The organism is Polaromonas sp. (assembly GCF_035638815.1).
Taxonomy (GTDB): Bacteria; Pseudomonadota; Gammaproteobacteria; order Burkholderiales; family Burkholderiaceae_C; genus Polaromonas.
Genome location: NZ_DASQZG010000016.1, coordinates 69990 through 92367, shown reverse-complemented (window position 1 = coordinate 92367; position 22378 = coordinate 69990). Strand labels below are relative to the sequence as shown.

The following is a 22378-nucleotide window of genomic DNA, read 5'->3' as shown; positions in this document are numbered from 1 at the left end:
ATGGCCCATGGTGCTCAGGCGGCCTCGCGTCGCCAGCTGGTGCCATTTGCGGCGCTGTCTGCCAGTTACTTTGCTCACATCGGGTTTTTTAATCCCTACCTGCCGCTATGGCTCCAGGAGCTGGGATTCAGCATTCTGGCCATTAGTTTGCTGACCTCTGTGCAGGCGGCAACGCGCCTTTTTGCGCCCTACGGCTGGGGCGCGCTGAGCGACCGCACCGGTGAACGCGTCAAGCTGCTGCGCTATGGCGCCACGGTCGCGCTGATTGCGTCCCTTGGGTTGTGGCTGGACTTTGAGTCGCGCTTCGGCATCTGGTGGTTAACCGCCGTGTTGCTGGTCATGTTTACCCACACCAGCTCAATGATGCCCATGAGCGAGGCCGCCATGGCGCACCTGATCAGCCAGGGCGGCGCTTTTGACGCGCGGCGTTACGGGCGTGTGCGCTTGTGGGGCTCGCTGGGATTTCTGGTGACGGTGTTTGCTGCGGGTGCGTGGTTTGAACATTTCGGCATGAAGGGCTTTCCCGCTTGGACATTTCTCTCGTTGCTCGCGGTGACGGTGAGCGTCTGGCTGTTGCCGGACCTGAAGGAAGCCGTGCACGCTGATGACAAAAAAATTTCGGTGTTGCCCATTCTTCGGCAACGCACGGTGCAGTGGTTTCTGGCGGCAGCGTTCTTTCATGTGATGGCGCACATCGGCATCTACATCTTCTTCTCGCTGTACCTTGATTCGATTGGCTACAGCAAAACCATGATCGGTGTGTTGTGGGCCGTGTCTGTGATCGTTGAAATCGGCTGGTTTTACACCCAGGGCCGCTGGTTGCCCAAGTTAAGCCTGACCGCCTGGCTCATTGCGTGCTCTGTTGCCATGGTTTTGCGCATGGGGTTGACCGCTTCTTTCGCCAGCGTGTTGCTGGTCTTGCTGTTTGCCCAGGTGCTGCACGCGTTGACTTTTGCTACGCACCACACGGTGTGCATTGCGCTGCTGTCCCACCATTTCCCCGGCAGGCTGCGCGGGCGCGGTCAGGCGCTGTATGTGGTGGTGGCGTATGGCCTGCCTGGTGTGCTGGGCGGGCTGGCGGGCGGTTTGCTCAGCTCGACTTTTGGTCTGGTCAGTGTGTACTGGGCTTGCGCTGTCATCAGCCTGATGGCTGTGTTTTGCGCGTGGCGGGCCTGGCGGCTCCAGCGCAGCCTTGACGCTGCCCAGGGAAATTTGAGATAGTTTGGGCTGTTTGCCCTTTATTCATGGGCGCAAGCTGATACTAATTGGATAGCATTCGGTCAGGAGTTTTCGCGGTTCCTGAAAGGATTAAATCCGGTAATCATCGCAGTCGCAGCCAGAATCAGCATGCAGCCCGGGACCATGCCCCAGGTGACAGGCTCCCCCAGAAACAGTCCTCCCCAACTGACACCAAACAGCGGAATCATGAAGGCGGCAGAAGTGGCTGCACTGGCCGGAATTTCCCGCATCAGCCGCATGCTGACCCAGTACATCAGGCCGGAGGTGAGCACGCCCAGCACTGCCACCGCAATCCATGCGGCCATTGTGAACGTGGCCGCTGGCAGCGTCGCGCCGGAGGGCAGCAGAAGAATGAGTGCAGCGGCAACATGCACCGCAGCTGAAGAAGGCAGCGGGCCGTACGCCAGCGTTGCGCGCTTCATCAGGATGGCGCCGAACCCGTAAGACGCCGCGGCTGCCGTGCAAGCCAGCGCCGCCAGCACCACCTGGGGCGTCACCGCCACCGGACCCAACTGCACCAGCAGCGCCACGCCGGCGAAGCCCACCGCGCAGCCCAGCAACCGACGGGACGTGAGTCGCTCTTCCCCCGCAGCGGCAGCGCCCAACACGCCAAAAAGCGGTGCGGTTGCATTCAGCACGGCCGAATAGCCAGCCGGGATCACCAGTGCCGCCCAGTTAAACAAGACAAATGGTGCCACCACCGTCAGCAGACTGAGCAGGCCAAGAGCCCGCCAGGCCTTTGCGGGAGGCCAATGCTCGCGTAGCAAACGCATCAGCAGAGTCAACACCACCGCAGCAAGCACGCAGCGCACACCAGCCAGCAGCCACGGACCAAAGGCTGGGCTGGCAATACGCAACAGCGGGAAAGAGCCACCCCAGAGGGCGGAAAGGAAAATCAGCTGTAAAAAGTGGCGAGTTTGCATATGGATCGGCCAGAATCAGCCATTGGCTGCTCATTGTTGATATTCTCGTCATTCCTGACGCCCCACCGCTAAAGGTGATCCTGCCCTCGCCTCAGGAAGGTTCAGGGCCAATGGGTCATCAATTGCCTGTCATGATCCATGGAAGGTTCAATCATCCATCAACCACCCAACGACATGAGCAGCATTTTTGAAGGTTTTCTTTCAACCCCGGAAGTTCTGGAGGCGTTCAGCGAGCGAAGTTTCCTGAGCGCGATGCTGCGCTTTGAAGCGTCGCTGGCGCGCGCCCAGGCCACCGTGGGCTTGATCCCCGAGTCGGCCGCCCGGTCCATCATTGGAGCCTGCAAGGTTGAGCTGTTTGACGTCGCCAAAATCGCGCGTGACAGCGGGCAGGCGGGCAGCATTGCCATCCCGCTGGTCATGCGCCTGAAAGAAACCGTTCGCCTTGTTGACCAGGAGGCCGCCGACTTTGTGCATTTGGGCTCGACCTCGCAAGATGTGATTGACACGGCGATGGCTTTGGTGACCCGCAACACGCTTGCCCTGATTGATACGGACCTGAACAAAGCGATTGCTGCCTTATTGATGCTGGCGACGCGGCATGCAGAGCATCCGGTGCTGGGGCGTACCCTGATGCAGCCCGCGTCGGTGACCAGCTTCGGGTTCAAGTGCGCTGGCTGGGCTGCGCCTCTGGTGCGCAGCCGGCAGCGCCTGAAGGCCAGTGCAAGCAACGCCCTGAGCGTTCAGCTTGGTGGTGCTGTGGGCACGCTGGCGCAAATGCAGGGCAAAGGTGCGCAGGTTAGGGCCCTGATGGCGGCAGACCTGAAACTGAAAGCGCCAACGTTTGCCTGGCACACGCAGCGCGACGAATGGATTGGGCTGGGATGCGAGCTGGGCTTGCTCGCGGGCAGTTTTGGAAAAATCGCCAAAGACATTTCGCTCATGAGTCAGTATGAAGTTGGCGAGGTCAGCGAGCCCACCAAACCCGGACGCGGCGGATCATCCGCCATGCCGCACAAGCGCAACCCGGTGGCCTGCATGGTCGCGCTGGCGGCGGCGCAGCGGGCGCCGCAGCGTGTGGCGGCCTTGCTGGCTGCCATGCCGCAAGAGCATGAACGCGCGCTGGGCAACTGGCAGGCTGAACTGGCCGAGTGGCCGGGCTTGCTGATGTCGGCGCACGGCGCCACACGTGCCATGGCGCGGGCGCTGCCGGGTCTGCAGGTGGACACTGCCCGGATGCTTGCAAACATTGAAAAGCTGCGGAATGAATTGCCGGGCGATGTGGCAAAAGAGTGGTTTGGCTTGGACCTTGCACAGGGCGCCGCCGCGCTGGCGCGGGGACAGGTCACCATCCTCACAGAGCTCAATGAGTCAACAGAAACAACAAACGCTGGGACAACACCATGAATGACTACGACAAAGGAATGGTCAACCGCCGCCGCGTGCTGGGTGACGCCTGGGTTGACAAATCCATCGCCAGCAGCAACTCCTTCAACGACGAGTTTCAGGACCTGATCACCCGGTATGCCTGGAACGAAATTTGGGGCCGCCCCGCGCTGGGTGACAAAACGCGTCGCCTGATGGTGTTGTCGACCCTGATAGGGCTGAAGGCTTATGACGAGTTTGTGCTGCACGTCCGCGCAGCGCTTGATGGACCTGACGATTCACGCCTCACCCCTGATGACATCAAGGAAGTCATCATGCAGGCGGCCATTTATTGCGGCCTGCCGGCTGCTAACCATGCAATGGCACTGGCAACTGGCGTCCTTCGGGAAAAAGGGCTTTTGCCTGCGATTACATCCGCAAGCGATCAAAACGAAGCATGACAACGCCGCGCTTGCATTGGGTTAGCGAAGGGCAGGGCCCGGCGGTGGTGTTGAGTCACGCCCTGGGTTGCGACATCAGCATGTGGGACGGCGTCGCTGCGGTTCTGGCCCGCCGCTACACCGTGCTGCGTTACGACCATAGAGGCCACGGGCAATCCGAAGCACCGCCGGGCCCGTACACGATCGACATGTTGGCCGATGATGCCGCCGGACTGATACAGACGCACGCAAAAGGACCGGTGCATTTTGTTGGCCTGAGCCTGGGCGGCATGACAGCGCAGGCGCTGGCCGCGCGGCACCCGGAGCTGGTCAAGAGCATCACCATTGCCAATTCCGCCAGCTGGTATGACGAGGCTGCCCGTGCCATGTGGCAGGCACGGGTCGACACGGTGCTTGCCAATGGGGTTGCCGCTATTGCAGACGGCGCCATGCAGCGCTGGTTCACGCCAGCATTCAGGGAAGACGCGGCGGGTGGCGGCGCCCAGCGAGTCGCAGCGCTGCGCACCCGGCTTGAGCTTACCGATGCGGCCGCTTATGCCGCAAGCTGTGTGGCCGTCGCCAACATCGACTTTCGGGCCAGTAATCCCGGCATCAAATGCCCCGCGCTGGTCATTGGCGGTACGCTGGATGAAGCTACACCGGTTGCCATGTCGCAAGCTATTGCGGAAAGTATTCCAGGCGCGCAGTTGCGTACCCTGGACGCCGCGCATCTCAGTGCCGTTGAGCAAGCCGGGTCTTTCTCGTCCTTGCTTGAAAGCTTCTGGGGCGAGCTCAAACAACCTGGTTGAGCGCAAGGTGCGGCTTGGCGAGGGGATGGCGGAGAAGATTGCCACCATCATTTGATCGAAGCCAAGGCTGCGCCGATAATCCTTCTTGACGCTGACACCTGACAACAACAGAAAGCCTTGTCCATGAAAACAGTTCTGGTCCTCAATGGTCCCAACCTCAACCTGCTGGGCACACGCGAGCCTGCGGTGTACGGTTCACAGACACTGGCCGACGTTGAGGCCTTGTGCCAGAAGGCCTGCGCCACGCATGGTTTCAAGCTGGATTTTCGCCAAAGCAACCACGAAGGCGCGCTGGTCGACGCCATTCAGGAAGCAGGGCGCGCACAGGCTGCCGGTACGCTGGTCGGCGTGGTGCTGAATGCCGGCGCCTACACCCACACCAGCATTGCGCTGCACGACGCCATCAAAGGCGCGGGTGTGACACTGGTCGAGCTGCACATCAGCAACGTGCATGCGCGCGAGGCATTCCGCCACCACTCCTACATCTCGCCCGCGGCCAAGGCCGTGATGGCCGGCTTCGGCGTCAAAGGTTATGCCCTGGCCATTGCCGGTTTGGCGGACATGGCCGCCTGACGAGCGACGCGCGTGTTACCGCCCAGCTACCCGGTCGACGAGCGCGAGGTCGAGTTCAGTGCGATCCGCGCTCAGGGCGCAGGCGGCCAAAACGTCAACAAGGTCTCAAGCGCCATTCATCTGCGCTTTGACATCGCAGCTTCGTCACTGCCCGACGCCATCAAGGAGCGGCTGCTGGCGCTAAGTGACAGTCGCATCACGCAAGAAGGAGTCTTTGTGCTGAAGGCGCAGCAACACCGCACGCAGGAGATGAACCGGGCCGACGCTCTTGCCCGGTTGCAGGAAGTGGTTGATGCGGTAGCAGTACCCCCCAAACCCCGCCGCGCCACCAAACCGACCTATGGCTCCAAGCAGCGACGGCTTGAAGGCAAAAGCCAGCGCTCGGCGATTAAGAGTTCTCGCGGAAAAGTGGCCGAATAGGGCGCTCCCCTGGCGTTGGTTGATGAAATTGGCACTTTGCCCTTTACTGGTGGGAATAGATTGCTATCAAAATAGGAGTGTGCCTGTCATCCCGGGCCTGACCCGGGATCCATGCCACGCCAGCAAATAAAACCCGCGCCCACCCTTTTATGCCACGGGCAACTGCTCTCAGCAGGTCTGCGTGCGGCGTTTGTTCTGGTGCTGCTCGCGTACAAGCGTTTCCTGCCACGGCCAGCCGCATGAAGGGCGGGCACAATGCCCGCAGGAGTTTTCGCCCATGCTTGATTTACCCCTTTCCTTTCTGCACCGTCCCGCAAATGCGGCAAGTGCGGCGCCTTGGCTGCTGGTGCTCATGCACGGCGTCGGCAGCAATGAAGAAGACCTGTTTGGCCTGGCGCCCTATGTACCCAGGAATTTTCATGTGCTCAGCCTGCGTGCTCCATATGTCATGGGGCCCGGGGCTTACGGGTGGTTCGAATTCAGCATCACCCGGTCAGGCGAACGCATCATCGACGAACCACAAGAAGAGGCCAGCCGCGCCACCGTTGCGACAACCTTGACCCTAGCCGCACAGCAACTCGGCATCCCGGCAGATCGCGTGGTGGTAGGCGGCTTCAGCCAGGGAGGCATCATAGCGTTGTCTCTGCTCCTGACTCAGCCTGGATTGCTGCAGGGCGCCATGGTGCTGCACAGCCGCCTTCTGGCGCAGGTGGTGCCTCTGGTGGCGACGAACGCGGCTTTAACAGGCAAACAACTTTGGCTCAGCCACGGTACACACGACCAAGTAATTCCGCTGGATCGAGCGCATGCGATCCGCGAGCTGGTGCAAACACTGCCGATTGAGTTGCGCTACTCGGAGTATCCGAGTGCGCATGAGTTGATTCAGCAGGAGTTGGTTGATGCGATGGGGTGGCTAGAGGGCTTGACTGTTTGAGCTGTCTTCACCGATCGGTCCGAAATCATAGGACGTCGAGTTATTTTCGAACCAGAGAACGATACTGCCCACTGCGGCAAGGCCCTGGCAGCGAAAAACAAATGCAATCGCAGAGAGAGTGCTACGTCGTGGCGGTCGAAGGGCGGTGTTCAAGCACAGCATTACTTGAGAACACGATAGGCAAGTAGACAAAATGCCACTCCTAAGATGAGTGTCAGCAAGCCGCCAACAAGCGTTTTCGTGGAATCGCCAAACAACGCTGCAAAAAGCATGGACAGGCCACAAATTGCTCTGCAACTACCTTCTGCGGACAGCGTCGACCACCCGCCAAGAATGGCCAGCCCTCCCAAAATGCTGACACATCCAAGGGCGAGTGCAAACCAACCAAAGAACTTAAGCTCGCGTTGCATAGTTATCCAACTTGATCAAAAGATTGACCCCAACTTAACAGCAGCCAAACGAAACCCTTGGCGCGTGGACTTCCTCTGTACGAGCATCCACTACTGCAGCCCTTTCGAATGACAGACCCAATTGATTGGTATTGGTCCGAACCGTGTTTGTCAGCCACCGAGGCGACCGCTTTGAAGCTCCACTGCTCATCCCAAGCGCCTCAACAACCCCGGCACCGAAGAAGCCAGCAAGGCCACCCCAGAGCAAGTCAACAAACTCAACACCAACTTGCGAAACGAAGTCTCGCTGATACCGACATAAAGACGAGCACCCAACAAGGATGGAATCAACAGCGCCAGCGCGACGATGGCGAGGTAGGGCAGGGTGGCGGTGGTGATGATGCCTGTGGCGAGGTAACTGCCAAAGGTGACGAGCAGCATGGACAGGTTGAAGCTTTGCACGATGGCGCGCTGGGCATTTTTTTCCATGCCGCGCAGGGTGCACCACAGCGTAGGTATAACGCCGGCGAAGCCGCCCAGGCCGCTCATCACGCCACCGCTTGCGCCTATCAGGGCGTCTGCAACACGCCCGCCACGTGTGATGCGTGGCAGTTTGCTGCTGAACAACATGGCCGGGCACCAGATGACGAGCAGTGTGCCGAGGAAGGCCTTGAACACCATCACGTCCAGCCGGGGCAAAAGCAGCAGGCCGATCGGCAGGCCCAGCAGGCCACCGATAACAAAGGGCGCCAGCAGTTTGAGATCAAAACCGCGTCGCACGGTGACAGCCGCAATCACCTGGCCGGTCAGGCCACCAAATACGGCCATAGCCGCCGCCAGTCGCGGATCAATCGTCCACGCCCAGAAGGACATAGCCACCATTCCGAAGGCGAAACCGGTAAGGCCCTGCACAAAGCCTGCGGCTATTGCGCCGGCGATGATGACAAGTGTCTGGGTTTCCATGATGAATCGGCATTCCGTCAGGGTATCGTGGTTAATTCAAACCGTCCGCCCTGAGGCTGTAGAGCGATTGTTGATTGACACCCGGCTTCCACAGGCTCAGCCCGAACGGTGAGACGAAGTATGGCGTATCGTGGAGCGGCTAGTCCAGACGGTCATGCAACTCGAGAGCAGATTACGGTCGGCATACACGTTGGTGCGCACAGCCTAGGGGCGCTAACCTGCGACCGATACCTGCGCGAGGCCTGCGTCCACCAGCAGGTTTTGTCCGGTGATGCCGTCGCTGTCGTCGCTGGCCAGAAACAAAGTCGGACGGGCCACATGGACTGACTCCAGCCGGAACTTGAGGCACTGGAAGTCTATAAATTTTTGGTCTTCCACCGGATCACGCCAGAGCTGGGTTTGCCTCTCCGTCACGATGGCGCCGGGTACGAGGGCATTGACGCGAATACCGTGCTCACCGAGTTCCCGCGCCAGGCTGCGCGTCATGCCGCTGATGGCGGCTTTGGCGCTGGTGTAGCCGATCAGGTTGGGCCGCCCGCGCATCCAGCTGATGCTTCCCATGTTGATGATGGAGCCGGGCAGCCCGGCTGACTTCAGTTGCCGGGCAACGGTTTGCGTTGCAAACACCTGGTGGCGCAGGTTGAGGTTCAGGCAGTTGTCCCAATAGTCGGGGGTGAGTTCGTCAAGCGAATGGCGGTCGTCGCGTCCCGCGTTGTTGACCAGAACCTGTATGGGGCCTAACTTGTCGGCCACCCGGCCCAGCATGGCTTGCAGTGCCGGCACATCCCGCACATCGCAGGCCTCGTAAAAGGGCGCCAGCCACCCGGCGGCGGTAGCTTCTTCCGTGAGTCGGTCGCCGCCGCCGGGTTGGGTGCCGCAGAAGGCCACCTGACTGCCCTGCGCGGCAAAGGCTTTCACCAGCTCGGCACCTATGCCCGAACTGCCACCGGAGATAAAGACGACCTTGCGCTGCAGGGATGGGTAGACGGCAAATGTCATGGGCTGGAAGAAGTTTCGGCGTTAATGAGGTGGGTTGCCATGTGCCGCTGTAGGCACGGTCCGTGTGGTGTCGTCTCAGTTGTTGTCAGAAACCTGCGGGAAGAATATCGCGCATCAGCACGGGCTGACCGGTTTCGATACTTCGGTGGGCCGCCAGACCGGTCGCGACGCTGCGCAGGCCTTCTTCCAGGGGGATCTCTGGGGGTTCGCCGCTGCGAATGGCGTGCGCAAAGCGCTGGTGCTCGATGTAGGAGGCACCAAAGTGCTGGCCCGGATAGCGGATATTTGTGTCCCACACGCGCCGTACCGACACCCCGCGCCCAGTGCCTGAAGGCTGGCCCCAAACTTCGCGTTTGCCCCAGTCGTCGCGGCGCCCGTGGCGAAGTTGCAGCGACGGAATCAGCGACTCAAGTTTTCCTTCGTCGCCCACGACGGTGATGTGTTCGTTGTCCATCGAATTTTCGGCAAACATGCACAAGTCGAGCATGGCGCGAGCGCCGCTCGCGTACTCCACGATCACGTAGGCGCTGTCCAGAATGTCCGGTGTGGTTTTTCCGTCGGGGCCAGCGTAGCGCTCGTCCAGGTGGTTGACGCGCTGGGCACCCGAGGCAAAAACACGTACTGGACTTTCACGCAGCACGAGGTCCATGAGGTTGAAGTAGTGGCAGCACTTTTCGACCAGCGTGCCGCCGGTGTTGGCGGTGAACCGGTTCCAGTCGCCGACCTTGGGATAAAACGGCTCCCGGTGCTCCCGGATCGCCACCTGATGCAGGCGGCCGATGGCACCATCGTGCGCAAGCCGGATCATCTCTGCCACGGGCGGCATGTAGCGGTACTCCTGCGCCACCCAGACGATGCCTTTGCGACCCTGGGCCTGATGAACAAGGTCGGCGCAGTCGGCCAGCGTCGTGCAGAGCGGCTTTTCGATCAGCAGATGTGCCGATGTCGGCAACGCCTGGCGCATCACCTCGGCGTGGGTGAAGTTGGGCGTGGCGATGACAATCGCATCGCACAGTTCGGCGTCCAGCAGATCCTGGTAACGATCGAACACGCGGGTCGTATCGCTCAGCAGCGCGCTGGCTGCGCTGCGGCTGGCCGCATTGGGGTCGGCAATGGCGACAACCTGCGCACCATCCAGCGCCTTGATGTTTTCAATGTGCTCGCGGCCCATGCTGCCGCAGCCGATGATGCCGTAACGGATCTGCTGCATCGTGCTCATCCCTTTATTCCACCTTGAGTCAGTCCACCCACCACACGCTCCTGAAACACGGCGATCAACACCGCAATGGGAACGATGGCGACGATGAGTGCGGCCGAAATGATAGGCCACGGAAATGTAAATTCGCCCTGGTACAGCGTGATGCCAACCGGAAGCGTGCGCATGGATGCGCTGGAGTTGAGCGACAGCGCGAGCAAAAACTCGTCCCACGCGTTGACGAAGGCCAGTATGCCCGCCGTCATGACGCCCGGTGCTGCCAGCGGAATGACGACGTGCCAAAGCGTGCCCAGTCGCGTGCAGCCGTCAATCATGGCCGCATTTTCCAGATCTTTGGGAATGCTCTGGAAGAAGCTGACGAGGACCAGCGTGCAGATTGGAAGGTTAAGCACCACGTACGGCAACACCAAGGCGGTGTAGGTGTTCAGCAGGTTCAATGTGCGCATGGTCTCGAAGATTGGCACCAGCAGTGTGACCAGGGGGAACATGCTGGACGCCACGATGGCGGTCAGTATGAGTTGGCGGTGCTTCAAGTTCAGCCGTGCAATGGCATAGGCGGCGCACGCCGCCACCAGCAGGGAGAACACGGTGGCTAGGCTTGCAACGATAAAGCTGTTTGCCAGGTAGCGCAGCAGCGGCTGGTCGGTAAATGCCTGCACGTAGTTGTGCAACGTCGGATTGTGCGGCCACCAGGTAATGGGTTTTTGCACCAACTCCACGTCCCGTTTGAGCGAGGTGAGGAGAATCCATACGGCAGGAAAAAAGCCGTTGATGACGACCAGTGCTGCGGCTACAAAACGAAGCCGGCCAGACGTCCACAATTCGCCGGTGTTCATGCCGCCCTCCCAATGCGCTTGAGATAAAACGCCGTGACGCTCAGCGAAATCAGGAACATAAATACCGCCAGGGTCGAGCCGTAGCCAACATCAAGGTATTCAATCGTCGTCTTGTGTATCAGCATGGCCAGGGTTTCGGTGGAGTTGCCAGGGCCACCCCGCGTCATGGTGTAGGGAATATCAAAGGTCTGCAGGGCGGTGATGGTGCGAAAGATCAGGGCCACAATGATGCTCGGCATCAGCATGGGAATGGTGACTTCCCGAAACTGCTGCCACTTACTGGCGCCGTCAACTTCCGCAGCTTCATAAAGCGACTTGGGAATCATCTGGAGGCCAGCCAACAAAATAAGTGCCATGAAAGAGCTGGTTTTCCAGATGATGGTCAGGCAAATGGCAGTAAACGCGAGGTTGGGGCGCAGCAGCCACATCGTCTGGTCCCGGTTCGTGGAGACCCCCAAGCGCTGCATCACGTCGTTGACGACGCCGTATTCGGTGTGGAAAAACCAGGCAAAGATCAATCCCGCAAAACTCAGTGGCAAAGCCCATGGCAGCAGCAGCGCCAGCCGCACGGGCCATTTGCGTTTGAAGGGCAGGTTGGCCAGCATGGCAAGGCCCAGGCCCACCACAAGGGACGCTGGCACGGTGATGAGCGTGATCAGGATGGTGTTGGTGGCGGCGTTCCAGAAGTCCGCGTCCTTCCAGGCGTCGGCATAGTTGGCCATGCCAATGAACTTGAAGGCGTTGACGCCGCTGGACAGTCTGAAGTCAAAAAAGCTGTTGTAGATCAGCTTGCCGATAGGGTAGGCCACGATCATGGCCAGCAGCGCGAAGGCCGGCAGCAGCAGCATGAAGCCGAGCGCTTTTTCGGAAGGGTCGCGTAGGTTTTTCAACATGGTGCTGTTGCCGTCGGGCGGGTTGCAAGCCCTGGCGCTGGGGGTCCAGCGCCAGGGGACGTGCGTCTATCGCAGGGCGCTTACCGCATCACGCGGCTGAGCTTGCCTTCAATTTCGTTCACTCCGTCTGTCGGGGTCTTGGTGCGCGCAAGCACGGCGCTGGTCGTGGTCCGGATCGCGTCGCTGACTTCGCCGTAGCGAGGGCTCATCGGGCGGCTTCGGCCGGCGACGACGACAGCTGCGGCATCCTTGAACCATGGCACCTCCTTGACCACGTCCGCGTCGGTGTAGACGCTCTGGATGGTCGGCATCAGCGAACCCTGTACTGCCAGGAACTTGCTGGAGGCTGGGGAAGCCAGGTGTTGTACCAGCTTGGCTGCGGCAGGCTTGCTTTTGCTGAAGGCACTTACTGCCCATTGCCATCCGCCGATGCAGGTCGCGCTGGTTCCGCCAGCGACTGCGGGAAGGGGCATGACGCCAACTTTGCCCTTGACCTGACTGTCTGGATCCCCCTGGAAACGGTCCCAGGCAAAGCCCCAGTTGATGGCAAATGCGACCTGACCGGCCTTGAACTCGTTGACCGTGTCCGGGGTCTTGACCTCGGCCACGTTGCGCTTGATTACGCCCTGGTCCACCATCTTCAGCCACATGTCCATGCCCTTGGCGGCAGCGGCCTTGTCCAGGGTCATCTTGCCGGAGGCATCGTTGAATGACTTGCCCATGCTCCAGTACGGCAGCAAGAAAGTGCAGACCGCCCCTTCAATAGGAGCGCCCTGGATGGACAGTCCCTGCAGGTCGGGTCTCTTTTCGGCCTGCTGGATTTTCATCGAGGCGGCACTCAATTCATCCCAGGTCTTGGGTTCCTTGATGCCATATTTTTCGAGCAGGTCCTTGCGGTAGTACATGAACATGGCGTCAGCGAATGCGGGCATGGCCGCGACCTTGCCGTCTACGACATTGGCTTGCGAGTAGACAGGAAGGTAGGGTTTGAGCGCTGACACGCCGCCGACGTACTGGTCCAGCGGCTCAAGCCAACCCGCGCTGAAATATTGCGCCGGGTTCACGATGTCAATGAGGTAAATGTCGATGGCGGAGTCTTTGGCGTTCAGCACCGTCGACAGGTACTGCCGCTGCAGCTCCGATGTCGCGCCGCCAGTTTCAATCTCGATCTTGACGCCCGGGTTGGCTGCCTGGTATTGATCGAACAGCTTGCGCATCAAGTCGGGGCGCTGGTTTTGGCCGCCCGAAAAGACACGCAGGGTGGTGGTTTGCTGCGCCCAGGCGCTGCCGGTGAGCAGCGCTGTGGAAAGAGCCACGCCCATCAGGGCCAGGGGTGCGAGGTTACGTCGTTTCATTTCATGTCTCCTTGGTGGTAGCTCGGTTTACTAGTGAAAAGGCAGTCGGTGCTTTGGCACTCTTCTCGGAATCAGGGATCAAACTCAAAACGGGGACGGCGGCCGCACTCATCGCAAGGCGTTGCCACTGGCGGCGTCGAAGAGATGGATTTTTTCAGCGGGCAGGTAGATCGTCATCGGGCTGCCCGGTTTCAGGTTGAAACTTGCCGGGCAGCGCGAGATCAGCTCGCTGGCGCCCACCTGGAAGGTCACCAGCGTCTCGGCGCCCAGCGGCTCGGTCAGTACCACGGTGGCGGACAGCGCAGTGGCTTCGGGCGCAGCGGCGAGGGCGACGTCTTCGGGACGTATGCCAAACCGCAGTTCGCTTGCCAGCGTGGCAACGGGCTGAAGGGGCGCTGGCAGATCCACCACAGCGCCCCCGCCCAGATCTATCTTGCCGTCGCGCAGCGTGCACGGCAGCAGGTTCATGGGCGGTGAGCCCGTGAAGCCCGCCACGAAGAGCGCGGCAGGGCGGTTGTAGATCTCGTGCGGACTGGCGTACTGCATCTTGTGGCCCGCGCTGAGTACAGCGATTCGGTCGGCCAGCGTCATGGCCTCGACCTGGTCATGCGTGACGTAGATGATGGTTGTGCCCAGGCGCTGGTGCAGCTTCTTGATTTCGGTGCGCATTTCCCCGCGCAACTGGGCGTCGAGGTTGGACAGCGGTTCGTCGAATAAAAACACCTTTGGCTGGCGCACGATCGCCCGTCCGATGGCCACCCGCTGGCGCTGCCCGCCGGACAGCGCTGCGGGTTTGCGATCCAGCATGTGGTCGATGCGGAGCAGGCCTGCTGCGTCCATCACGCGACGCTTGATTTCCGGTTCCGGCGTTTTTCGCAGCCGCAGCCCGAAGGCCATGTTGTCGTAGAGGTTCTTGTGCGGATACAGCGCATAGTCCTGGAAGACCATGGCAATGTCCCGGTTGCGCGGCGGCTCGTCATTCACTCGCTTGCCGCCTATCAACACATCTCCGCCGGTGATTGGCTCCAGCCCTGCAATCATGCGTAGCAGCGTGGATTTCCCGCACCCCGAGGGGCCGACAAAGACGATGAACTGACCGTCTGGAATTTCCAGGTCAATGCCGTGAATGACATTGTTTTTTCCGTCGTAGGACTTGGTGATTTGCCGAAGCTGTACGTCAGCCATGCGCGCGCTCCATGTACTTGCCACTATTGTCTTGACCGGGCGAAAAAGTGTTCATTCAATAGCCCTGGCTGTGGATGACGGTGGTCTGCGCCCGGACCTCCGACAGCGCCGCTGCGCACTGGCGCATCATCAGGCCGAGGTCAGAGCCGCAGGCAATGTAGTCGAAACCGGAGGCGCGGTAGGTTGCCACCGCCTGGGGCGTGCCGCCCACCGTGCCGACTGGCTTGCCGACTGCGTGGCATTGCTTCACGCCGCCCGCCATGAGGGCGACCACTTCGTCGTGCATGGGATTGCCGACATGGCCCATGGCGCCACTGAGATCTCCGGGACCGAAGAACAAGGCATCGACCCCGGGCACGGAGGCGATTTCAGCCACTTTTGCGATGGCCTCGGGGGTTTCAATTTGCACAATGACGCTGACAGCCGCATTGGCGACCTTGAAATAATCCTTAACGGTGCCAAAGCGCGAACCGCGGCTCATGGCGGCCATGCCACGAAGCCCGTCGGGTGCGTATTTGCAGGCGGCTACCGCTTGTGCTGCTTCGGCGGCGTTTTGCACAAAGGGAAACATGATGGTTTGGGCGCCTGCGTCCAATACCCGCTTGACCATCACGGTGTCGTTCCAGGGGACGCGTGTGATGGGCAGCATGGGGGTACCTGCGATCGCTTGCAGAAGATGCACCAGGTTCATCTGGTCCAAGGGGCTGTGCTCCATGTCGACCACAGCCCAGTCAAAGCCTGCGCAGCCAACGGCCTCAGCCACCACGGGGCTGGCCGACATGACCCAGGTGCCTACGGGATAGCCGCCGGGGTAGCCGGTGCGTGCCAGCATGGTTTGAAAGGGATTGTTCATAAGTGCATTTGCGTCAGGGTCAGAAGATGGCAGGCTCCGGCGTGGGGGCGGTGCCCTGCAAAAAGTCGAAGTCGCAGCCTTCGTGCGCCTGTGTCACGTGCCGCTGATAGAGCTGGGTGAAGCCGCGCTGGTACCGTTGTTCGGCAGGTTTCCAGGCGGCCTTGCGGCGGGCGAGTTCCTCGTCATCAACATGCAGCTCCAGTTTGCGCGCATCGACGTTGATCTCGATGACGTCCCCGGTGCGCACGAAAGCAAGCGGCCCGCCGATCGCGCTCTCGGGGGAGATGTGCAACACGCAGGTGCCGTAATGGGTGCCGCTCATGCGCGAGTCGCTCAGGCGGAGCATGTCGCGCACACCCTGCTTGAGCAGCTTTTTGGGAATGGGCAGGTTGCCCCACTCAGGCATGCCAGGCGCGCCCACGGGACCGCCGTTGCGCAATACCAGCACCGTGCTGGCGTCGCAGTCCAGCGTTTCGTCGGCCATGGCAGCCAGCATCTCGGGCTGGTTGTCAAACACCAGAGCCTTTCCGCGGTGGTGGAGCAGCGCAGGCGTGGCGGCACTCGGCTTGATGACCGCACCGTTGGGCGCGAGGTTGCCCTTGAGAACGGCCAACGCTGAACTGCCGGACACCGGGTTGTCAAGCGTGCGGATCACATCGCCGTCGGGTAGGGTGGCCAGTTTGAGGTGGTCTGCGACCGTGGTGCCAGCCACCGTCATTTCACCGGTCGACAGCTTGGACTCGATCGCCCGCATCAGCGACGGCAGGCCGCCCGCGTAATAAAAATCTTCCATCAGCTTGTCGCCGCTCGGGAAGAGATTTGCAAGCACCGGCACGTCGCGCGCAGCGGTGTCGAGGTCTTGCAGCGTGAGTTCAATGCCGGCCCGACCCGCCATGGCCAGGATGTGCACGGCAGCATTAGTTGAGCCGCCCAGCGCCATTTGAACCGCGACCGCGTTGTCAAAGGAACCACGGGTCAGCAGACGCGAGGGCTTGAGGTCCTCCCAGATCATCTTGACAATGCGCTGTCCGCATTGCGTTGCCATGCGCGTGTGTGCCGAGTCCATGGCCGGGATGCTGGTTGAGCCGGGAAGCGCCAGGCCCAGGGCCTCGACGATGCTGGTCATGGTGCTGGCCGTGCCCATGGTGTTGCATGTGCCTGGCGAGCGCGTCATGCGGCTCTCCAGCTGTTGCATGTCGGCCGCGTTCAATTTTCCGGCCTGATATTCGTCCCAGAAGATTCGCGTATGCGTGCCCGCACCGACCACTTGAGACACGCCGTTTTTTACATGGCGGTCATTGAGCATGGGGCCCGCCGCGCAAAAGATGGTGGGGATGTCCATGCTGATCGCGCCCATGACCGTGCCGGGGGTGGTTTTGTCGCAACCCGCCAGCAGCACCACGCCGTCGCAGGGCAGACTGCGCAGCAGCTCTTCGACCTCCATCGCCAGGAAGTTGCGATACAGCATGGTGGTCGGCTTGACCATCACCTCGCCCAGGCTCATGGCAGGAAGTTCGACCGGGTAGCCGCCGGCCATGAGGATGCCTTTCTTGACGGCTTCGGCGCGCTCGCGCAGGTGCGAGTGGCAAGGGGACAGGTCGCTCCAGGTGTTGATGATGGCCACCATGGGCCGGCTCATCACATCGGCGCGTTGCCAGCCTTGCTGCTGCATGCGTTGACGGTGGGCGAAGCCGCGCATGCCACTATCGGCAAACCAGCGCTGGCTTCTGAGTTCAGACAGCGTTTTCATTAAAAATTATTTCAGCTTGATCGATCAACCGTGTTAGCGGTAACATTAACGCTTGGCGATACTCCTGCCATCAAGATAAACCCTATGTCCGCAGCAACAAAGTACAACAAGCGTTCAACCGGCCGCAGCACCCTGGCGGATGTGGCCCGCCTGGCGGAGGTCACGACCATGACCATTTCGCGTTATTTGCGCGAGCCGCACCGGGTATCTCCTCCCACCGCTGACAAAATCCGCGAAGCACTGGCCGCCACTGGCTATACGCCGAACAAGCAGGCGGGCGGATTGGCCAGTGGACGCTCCCCGGTGATAGCCGCGGTTATCCCAAACATCGGTAACACCATTTTTGCGGAGACCGTCCAGGGCTTGTGCGACGTCTTTCAGGCAGTGGGTTACGAGCTGCTGTTGTCGGCTTCCAATTACAGTACTGCGCGCGAGGAGGAACTGGTCCGCGCGATGCTGGGCTGGATGCCCGCCGGCCTGGTTGTCACCGGGCGTCGCCACAGTGCAGCGACGCTGCAGATGATGCGTTCAGCACGGGACGCAGGAACGCCAGTGATTGAAATGTGGGACAAGGACCCCAAGCCGGCGGAGTTCGTGCAGATCGGCTTCAACCACGAGGCCGTTGGCGCTCTCATGGCCGATCACCTGGTGGAGCAGGGTTATCGCGAGCTCTTGTATGTCGACAGCGGCGTGCCGGAAGATTTTCGCGCGCACGAGCGCGGACTCGGTTTTGTAAAACGCGCAAAACGCCTCGGGTGCAGCGTTAGCACCGAGGTGGCGCCGCGATGCGAGCCCATGCTGGCGGGGCGGCAGGCAATGGCGGCGCTGATGACGCGCGGCCTGCCCCGCGCTGCAGCCTTTGCAAATGACCATCTGGCCGTCGGCGCGTATCTTCATGCGCAGGCCCAGTCGCTGGTGATGCCCGGGGATTTTGCGATCCTTGGTTTCGGCGACTTCCCCATCGCGGCGCAGTTGGGCGCGGGCATCAGCTCGGTCGCGACGGACCGCTACAACATTGGCCAGGCCACGGCATTCAGGCTCCTGCATGACCTGGGTCCAGAGGCCAAGCCTGTACCCGCGCACCTGGAAGGCGTGAGCGGTGCTTCAAGCTACCTGGAACTTTCGGAAATGCGCAAACTCAACCCGCGCGTGGTCCAGCGTTCAACGTCATAAAACGGAGCCCTCCACACCAAACCTGGGGGGTGTCTCAGGCGTAGTCGGCCACCGGCACGCAGCTGCAAAACAGATTTCGGTCGCCATACACATTGTCAACGCGGCCGACCGGTGGCCAGTACTTGCCCTGCTTGAGGCTGACCAGTGGAAAGGCGCCGACTTCGCGTGTGTACGGCCTGTCCCACTCTGCGCCCAGCAAACTCGCCGCGGTGTGCGGTGCATGTTTAAGCGGGTTGTTGTCTTGCGGCCAGGTGCCCTTTTCGACCAGGCGAATTTCTTCACGGATCGCAATCATGGCGTTAACGAAGCGGTCAATCTCGGCAAGGGTTTCGCTTTCGGTCGGCTCCACCATCAGCGTGCCGGGAACGGGGAAGCTCAGTGTGGGTGCGTGAAAGCCGTAGTCCATGAGGCGCTTGGCCACGTCTTCTGCGCTGACACCGCTGGTTTCTTTCAATGGGCGCAAGTCCAGAATGCACTCGTGCGCCACGTGGCCGTTTTCGCTGGCGTAGAGCGTCGGGTAGTGGTCTTTGAGTCGTGCGCTGATGTAGTTGGCGCTGAGGATGGCAATCTCGGTGGCTTGCTGCAGGCCTTCAGGGCCCATCATGCGGCAGTACATCCAGCTGATCGGCAGCACCGATGCGTTGCCCAGTGGCGCTGCTGAAATCGCTCCCACGCCGTTGACTGGCAGGCCCGCCGTTGCATGACCGGGCAGGTAAGGCACCAGGTCAGCCACCACACACACCGGGCCCACGCCCGGGCCGCCGCCGCCGTGCGGAATACAGAAAGTCTTGTGCAGGTTCAGGTGACTCACGTCGCCGCCAAACTCGCCGGGTGCCGCCACGCCAACCAGCGCGTTCATGTTGGCGCCGTCCACGTAAACACGGCCACCGTGTGAGTGCACCAGCGCGCAAAGCTCTTTCACCTGTGTTTCAAACACGCCGTGCGTGCTGGGGTAGGTAATCATCATGCAGGACAGCTTGTCGCTGTACTGCTCGCACTTGGCCTTCAGGTCGGCCATATCCACGTTGCCCTGCGCGTCGCAGGCCGTCACCACCACCGTCATGCCGACCATCTGCGCGCTGGCAGGGTTGGTGCCGTGCGCGGAAGAAGGGATCAAACAAATGTTGCGGTGGCCCTGGCCTTTGGCCTCGTGAAAAGCCTTGATGACCAGGAGGCCGGCGTACTCGCCTTGCGAGCCGGCGTTGGGCTGCAGGCTGATGCCCGCATAACCTGTGGCCTGGCACAACCAGTCGCGCAGCTGTTGGTCCAGCTCAACATAACCTTGCAATTGGTCCGCAGGTGCAAACGGGTGAATGTTGGCAAACTCTGGCCAGGTCACGGGAATCATTTCGCTGGTGGCGTTGAGCTTCATGGTGCAGCTGCCCAGCGGGATCATGCTCCGGTCCAGCGCCAGATCCTTGTCGCTCAGCGCGCGTATGTAGCGCAGCATGCCGGTCTCACTGTGGTGGGTGTTGAAGACCGGGTGCGTGAGAAAAGGTGTGGTCCGGCGCAATGCCTCGGGGATCAGCGGCTCCACGCCTTTTTCGAAATCGCGCAGACGCGGCATGGCCTGCCCGGGCTTCACAAAGAACGACCACAACATTTCGATGTCTTCTCGCGTGGTGGTTTCGTCCAGCGACACGCCCAGGTGGTTTCTTAAGCGATATCGCAGGTTTGCCCTTGATTGACGGGCGCGCATAGCTATCGAATTGGTAGCGTCTCCGGTCTGGATGGTGACCGAGTCAAAAGCGCTTGTATTGGTGATTTCATAACCCATCTGCTGCATGCCGCGCACAAAAATCGCGGTGTAGCTGGCGACGCGCAAGGCAATGCGTTTAAGGCCTTGAGGGCCGTGGTACACCGCGTACATGCTGGCCAGCACGGCCGGCAGCACCTGCGCGGTGCAGATGTTGGAGGTGGCTTTTTCGCGGCGGATGTGCTGCTCGCGGGTTTGCAGGGCCAGCCTGTAGGTGGGGCTGCCGTGCGAGTCAATGCTGACGCCGACGATGCGGCCGGGCAGCGAGCGTTTGTAGTCGTCGCGGCAGGCCAGGTAGGCCGCGTGCGGCCCGCCATTGCCCATGGCTACGCCAAAACGCTGCGTGCTACCCAGCACAATGTCCGCGCCCCATTCACCGGGAGGCGCCAGCAGCGTCAGGGCCAGCAGGTCAGCAGCGACGCAAAATGCTGCTCCGCTGGCTTTTGCATGGCCAGCCAGCGGACGCAGGTCATGCACCATGCCGGTGGTGGCCGGGTATTGCGCCAGCACGCCAAAGTAGTCGCCCTCAGCCATCAGCTGCGGCAGGGTGGCGGCAGCGGTGCTGACCTTGACAGTGATGCCCAGCGGCTTGGCGCGGGTCTGGATCACTTCAATCGTCTGCGGGTGGCAGTCACCGGCGACGATGAAGGTGTTGCTTTTGCTTTTGACGCTGCGCTTGGCCAGGGTCATGGCCTCGGCGGCGGCGGTGGCTTCGTCGAGCATGGAGGCGTTGGCGATCGGCATGCCGGTCAGGTCGCACACCATGGTCTGGAAATTGACCAGCGCTTCCATGCGACCTTGGGAAATTTCAGCCTGGTATGGCGTGTAGGCGGTGTACCAGGCCGGGTTTTCAAGAATGTTGCGCAGAATCACGCCAGGCGTGTGGGTGCCGTAGTAGCCCTGGCCAATAAAGCTTTTGAAGACCTGGTTTTTGGCGGCGATGGCTTTCAGTTCGGCCAGTGCAGCGGCCTCGGTGATGGACTCAGGGATGGCCATGGCCGTGCTGCGCGCGATGGATCGAGGCACGATGCCTTCAATCAGGTCGCGCCTGGACGCTGAACCCACGGCGCTGAGCATGTGGGCTTCATCGGCCTCGTCAATACCGATGTGGCGGGCAATGAATTCAGAAGCGTTTTCAAGCTCGCGCAGCGGCTTGGCGGTGGGCATCAACATGGCGAACTCCGGAATAATAAATCGGTCATTGGGGGGCATGGATCCCGGATCAAGTCCGGGATGACAGCCCGGAGCGGGGACGACAGCAAAATCTGTCATTGCGGGCTTGACCCGCAATCCATGCCGCGATCATTTGCGGCTCAAGTTCATGTGGCATGGATCCCGGATCGAGTCCGGGATGACAAACCGGGGGCATAAGGACAGGGGTGTCGGTATTCAGCTTGCGGAAAACGTGCTGTACGTGGTTTCGTCCATCAAGGCATCCAGCTGCGCTTTGTCGGACAGCTTGACCTTGAAGAACCAGCCTGCCGCCAGCGGGGCGGTGTTGGCCAGTGAAGGGTCGTCGCGCAGGGCTTCGTTGACTTCGGTGATCTCGCCGCTGATCGGCATGTAGACGTCGGCGGCGGCCTTGACCGACTCGACCACGCCGGCCACTTCTTTCTGCGCCAGCGTGCTGCCCACGGAGGGGAGGTCCACAAACACCACGTCGCCCAGTGCGTCCTGCGCATGGACGGTGATGCCTACGGTAGCGATGTCGCCTTCAACTTTGACCCACTCGTGGTCTTCGGTGTACTTGACGGTCATGAGGTTCTCCTAAAAATAGTCAGTTTAAAAAATCGTTGCTTACTTCACCAAAATACCAATGCTCGACAGGGAACATTTCCCCGTCGTCTCCTTCTACGGTGAATGCGATGCCAACTTCCTGCATGTTGGCAGGAATCTGCAGTTGCCACCGTGCAGATAGCCTGCCCTCGGCAGGTGCCGCATTGACGTGTGATTGAAAATACGCCTCGTCGATATAGAGACAGAGTTCACTGCAAAACATATCTGGTTGGGTGATGACGGCTGTTACACGCACCTTCTTCCATTGCTCAGGCTTGGCCGCCATGAGATATGCACATGCCTTGAGCATCAACTCTGCACATTTCGCACGTTGAGCTGTGGGCGCGTGTTTACCCTGCACCAGACTGGCATGTACGGGGAGCTTCCAGTTGTAGTACCGCTCGCCGCGTTGGACTGTGGGCCTTAAATCAGGAAAGCCGTCCTTGAAACTCTCAGCCCAGCGGTCCAGAGCACGCAAGTGGCGTGGAACACCTCTGAGTCTTTTCTGACTCATCGCCAGTCTGCGCGTCATAG

General features: G+C 60.8%; 22 protein-coding genes. 8 read left to right on the top strand and 14 right to left on the bottom strand.

The genetic code is table 11. From position 1 onward, the window contains the following. Entirely contained in the window at positions 1-1221 is a 1221-nt protein-coding gene (locus VE934_RS10685) for an MFS transporter (protein WP_324887234.1), read from the top strand. 59 nt (positions 1222-1280) lie between these two features. On the opposite strand, the gene VE934_RS10680 is transcribed toward VE934_RS10685, so the two are convergent. Then, a complete protein-coding gene (locus VE934_RS10680; protein ID WP_324887232.1) occupies positions 1281-2162 on the bottom strand; it encodes a DMT family transporter in 882 nt (293 codons plus the stop codon). Between the two features lie 174 nt (positions 2163-2336). Between VE934_RS10680 and pcaB the strand changes: the two genes are divergently transcribed. From pcaB to VE934_RS10650, 6 genes are all read left to right on the top strand, one after another. After that, positions 2337-3566, top strand: coding sequence for a 3-carboxy-cis,cis-muconate cycloisomerase (pcaB, locus tag VE934_RS10675; RefSeq protein WP_324887230.1), 1230 nt, complete (start codon positions 2337-2339; stop codon positions 3564-3566). Continuing rightward, on the top strand, positions 3563-3985 hold the full coding sequence (locus tag VE934_RS10670) for a carboxymuconolactone decarboxylase family protein (protein WP_324887228.1): 423 nt from the start codon (positions 3563-3565) through the stop codon (positions 3983-3985). The genes pcaB and VE934_RS10670 overlap by 4 nt, the downstream gene beginning before the upstream one ends. Beyond that, complete coding sequence (locus VE934_RS10665) at positions 3982-4773, top strand: alpha/beta fold hydrolase (protein ID WP_324887226.1); 792 nt, start codon at positions 3982-3984, stop codon at positions 4771-4773. Before VE934_RS10670 ends, VE934_RS10665 begins: the two co-directional genes overlap by 4 nt. 123 nt (positions 4774-4896) lie before the next feature. After that, positions 4897-5346, top strand: a complete 450-nt coding sequence (aroQ, locus tag VE934_RS10660) for a type II 3-dehydroquinate dehydratase (RefSeq protein WP_324887224.1) — start codon at positions 4897-4899, stop codon at positions 5344-5346. Positions 5347-5358: 12 nt separating this feature from the next. Continuing rightward, on the top strand, positions 5359-5766 hold the full coding sequence (gene arfB / locus VE934_RS10655; protein WP_324887222.1) for an alternative ribosome rescue aminoacyl-tRNA hydrolase ArfB: 408 nt from the start codon (positions 5359-5361) through the stop codon (positions 5764-5766). 277 nt (positions 5767-6043) lie between these two features. After that, on the top strand, positions 6044-6700 hold the full coding sequence (locus tag VE934_RS10650; RefSeq protein ID WP_324887220.1) for a dienelactone hydrolase family protein: 657 nt from the start codon (positions 6044-6046) through the stop codon (positions 6698-6700). 161 nt (positions 6701-6861) lie between these two features. On the opposite strand, the gene VE934_RS10645 is transcribed toward VE934_RS10650, so the two are convergent. The 10 genes from VE934_RS10645 to araD all read right to left on the bottom strand — a co-directional run bounded on the left by VE934_RS10645 (position 6862) and on the right by araD (position 17139). Continuing rightward, positions 6862-7110: a hypothetical protein gene (locus tag VE934_RS10645; protein WP_324887218.1), complete on the bottom strand. Its 249-nt coding sequence runs from the start codon at positions 7108-7110 to the stop codon at positions 6862-6864. 186 nt (positions 7111-7296) lie between these two features. Beyond that, the gene (locus VE934_RS10640; protein ID WP_324887216.1) at positions 7297-8052 is read right to left on the bottom strand and encodes a sulfite exporter TauE/SafE family protein; all 756 of its coding nucleotides are present in this window, start codon (positions 8050-8052) and stop codon (positions 7297-7299) included. A gap of 213 nt (positions 8053-8265) precedes the next feature. Then, positions 8266-9051: an SDR family oxidoreductase gene (locus VE934_RS10635; RefSeq protein ID WP_324887214.1), complete on the bottom strand. Its 786-nt coding sequence runs from the start codon at positions 9049-9051 to the stop codon at positions 8266-8268. A gap of 85 nt (positions 9052-9136) precedes the next feature. Continuing rightward, positions 9137-10270 carry a Gfo/Idh/MocA family oxidoreductase gene (locus VE934_RS10630; protein ID WP_324887212.1) on the bottom strand — a complete coding sequence of 378 codons (1134 nt, stop codon included), beginning with the start codon at positions 10268-10270 and terminating at the stop codon, positions 9137-9139. Further along, complete coding sequence (locus tag VE934_RS10625; RefSeq protein WP_324887210.1) at positions 10267-11103, bottom strand: carbohydrate ABC transporter permease; 837 nt, start codon at positions 11101-11103, stop codon at positions 10267-10269. The genes VE934_RS10630 and VE934_RS10625 overlap by 4 nt, the downstream gene beginning before the upstream one ends. Continuing rightward, entirely contained in the window at positions 11100-11996 is an 897-nt protein-coding gene (locus VE934_RS10620; RefSeq protein WP_324887208.1) for a sugar ABC transporter permease, read from the bottom strand. The genes VE934_RS10625 and VE934_RS10620 overlap by 4 nt, the downstream gene beginning before the upstream one ends. Positions 11997-12076: 80 nt before the next feature. Further along, a complete protein-coding gene (locus VE934_RS10615) occupies positions 12077-13351 on the bottom strand; it encodes an ABC transporter substrate-binding protein (RefSeq protein WP_324887206.1) in 1275 nt (424 codons plus the stop codon). A gap of 108 nt (positions 13352-13459) precedes the next feature. Then, positions 13460-14536: a sn-glycerol-3-phosphate ABC transporter ATP-binding protein UgpC gene (locus tag VE934_RS10610; RefSeq protein ID WP_324887203.1), complete on the bottom strand. Its 1077-nt coding sequence runs from the start codon at positions 14534-14536 to the stop codon at positions 13460-13462. Between the two features lie 55 nt (positions 14537-14591). Continuing rightward, on the bottom strand, positions 14592-15389 hold the full coding sequence (locus tag VE934_RS10605; RefSeq protein ID WP_324887201.1) for an HpcH/HpaI aldolase family protein: 798 nt from the start codon (positions 15387-15389) through the stop codon (positions 14592-14594). 19 nt (positions 15390-15408) lie between these two features. Beyond that, entirely contained in the window at positions 15409-17139 is a 1731-nt protein-coding gene (gene araD / locus VE934_RS10600; protein WP_324887199.1) for an L-arabinonate dehydratase, read from the bottom strand. An 84-nt stretch (positions 17140-17223) separates the two neighbouring features. Between araD and VE934_RS10595 the strand changes: the two genes are divergently transcribed. Then, a complete protein-coding gene (locus VE934_RS10595; protein WP_324887197.1) occupies positions 17224-18312 on the top strand; it encodes a LacI family DNA-binding transcriptional regulator in 1089 nt (362 codons plus the stop codon). Positions 18313-18346: 34 nt separating this feature from the next. Here the strand turns inward: VE934_RS10595 and gcvP are convergent, their stop codons facing one another. The 3 genes from gcvP to VE934_RS10580 form a co-directional block, all read right to left on the bottom strand. After that, positions 18347-21241 (bottom strand): aminomethyl-transferring glycine dehydrogenase, encoded by a 2895-nt coding sequence (gene gcvP / locus VE934_RS10590; protein ID WP_324887195.1) that lies wholly within the window; start codon positions 21239-21241, stop codon positions 18347-18349. Positions 21242-21457: 216 nt separating this feature from the next. Next, on the bottom strand, positions 21458-21826 hold the full coding sequence (gene gcvH, locus VE934_RS10585; protein ID WP_324887192.1) for a glycine cleavage system protein GcvH: 369 nt from the start codon (positions 21824-21826) through the stop codon (positions 21458-21460). 19 nt (positions 21827-21845) lie between these two features. Beyond that, positions 21846-22376 carry a DUF3916 domain-containing protein gene (locus VE934_RS10580; RefSeq protein ID WP_324887190.1) on the bottom strand — a complete coding sequence of 177 codons (531 nt, stop codon included), beginning with the start codon at positions 22374-22376 and terminating at the stop codon, positions 21846-21848. Positions 22377-22378: the final 2 nt, after the last annotated feature.

What these genes read in the sequence shown, in the direction of transcription:
- VE934_RS10685 (WP_324887234.1), top strand. Translation starts at nt 1, where the DNA reads ATGGCCCATGGTGCTCAGGCGGCCTCGCGTCGCCAGCTGGTGCCATTT.
- VE934_RS10680 (WP_324887232.1), bottom strand. Translation starts at nt 2,162, where the DNA reads ATGCAAACTCGCCACTTTTTACAGCTGATTTTCCTTTCCGCCCTCTGG.
- pcaB (WP_324887230.1), top strand. Translation starts at nt 2,337, where the DNA reads ATGAGCAGCATTTTTGAAGGTTTTCTTTCAACCCCGGAAGTTCTGGAG.
- VE934_RS10670 (WP_324887228.1), top strand. Translation starts at nt 3,563, where the DNA reads ATGAATGACTACGACAAAGGAATGGTCAACCGCCGCCGCGTGCTGGGT.
- VE934_RS10665 (WP_324887226.1), top strand. Translation starts at nt 3,982, where the DNA reads ATGACAACGCCGCGCTTGCATTGGGTTAGCGAAGGGCAGGGCCCGGCG.
- aroQ (WP_324887224.1), top strand. Translation starts at nt 4,897, where the DNA reads ATGAAAACAGTTCTGGTCCTCAATGGTCCCAACCTCAACCTGCTGGGC.
- VE934_RS10650 (WP_324887220.1), top strand. Translation starts at nt 6,044, where the DNA reads ATGCTTGATTTACCCCTTTCCTTTCTGCACCGTCCCGCAAATGCGGCA.
- VE934_RS10645 (WP_324887218.1), bottom strand. Translation starts at nt 7,110, where the DNA reads ATGCAACGCGAGCTTAAGTTCTTTGGTTGGTTTGCACTCGCCCTTGGA.
- VE934_RS10640 (WP_324887216.1), bottom strand. Translation starts at nt 8,052, where the DNA reads ATGGAAACCCAGACACTTGTCATCATCGCCGGCGCAATAGCCGCAGGC.
- VE934_RS10635 (WP_324887214.1), bottom strand. Translation starts at nt 9,051, where the DNA reads ATGACATTTGCCGTCTACCCATCCCTGCAGCGCAAGGTCGTCTTTATC.
- VE934_RS10630 (WP_324887212.1), bottom strand. Translation starts at nt 10,270, where the DNA reads ATGAGCACGATGCAGCAGATCCGTTACGGCATCATCGGCTGCGGCAGC.
- VE934_RS10625 (WP_324887210.1), bottom strand. Translation starts at nt 11,103, where the DNA reads ATGAACACCGGCGAATTGTGGACGTCTGGCCGGCTTCGTTTTGTAGCC.
- VE934_RS10620 (WP_324887208.1), bottom strand. Translation starts at nt 11,996, where the DNA reads ATGTTGAAAAACCTACGCGACCCTTCCGAAAAAGCGCTCGGCTTCATG.
- VE934_RS10615 (WP_324887206.1), bottom strand. Translation starts at nt 13,351, where the DNA reads ATGAAACGACGTAACCTCGCACCCCTGGCCCTGATGGGCGTGGCTCTT.
- VE934_RS10610 (WP_324887203.1), bottom strand. Translation starts at nt 14,536, where the DNA reads ATGGCTGACGTACAGCTTCGGCAAATCACCAAGTCCTACGACGGAAAA.
- VE934_RS10605 (WP_324887201.1), bottom strand. Translation starts at nt 15,389, where the DNA reads ATGAACAATCCCTTTCAAACCATGCTGGCACGCACCGGCTACCCCGGC.
- araD (WP_324887199.1), bottom strand. Translation starts at nt 17,139, where the DNA reads ATGAAAACGCTGTCTGAACTCAGAAGCCAGCGCTGGTTTGCCGATAGT.
- VE934_RS10595 (WP_324887197.1), top strand. Translation starts at nt 17,224, where the DNA reads ATGTCCGCAGCAACAAAGTACAACAAGCGTTCAACCGGCCGCAGCACC.
- gcvP (WP_324887195.1), bottom strand. Translation starts at nt 21,241, where the DNA reads ATGTTGATGCCCACCGCCAAGCCGCTGCGCGAGCTTGAAAACGCTTCT.
- gcvH (WP_324887192.1), bottom strand. Translation starts at nt 21,826, where the DNA reads ATGACCGTCAAGTACACCGAAGACCACGAGTGGGTCAAAGTTGAAGGC.
- VE934_RS10580 (WP_324887190.1), bottom strand. Translation starts at nt 22,376, where the DNA reads ATGACGCGCAGACTGGCGATGAGTCAGAAAAGACTCAGAGGTGTTCCA.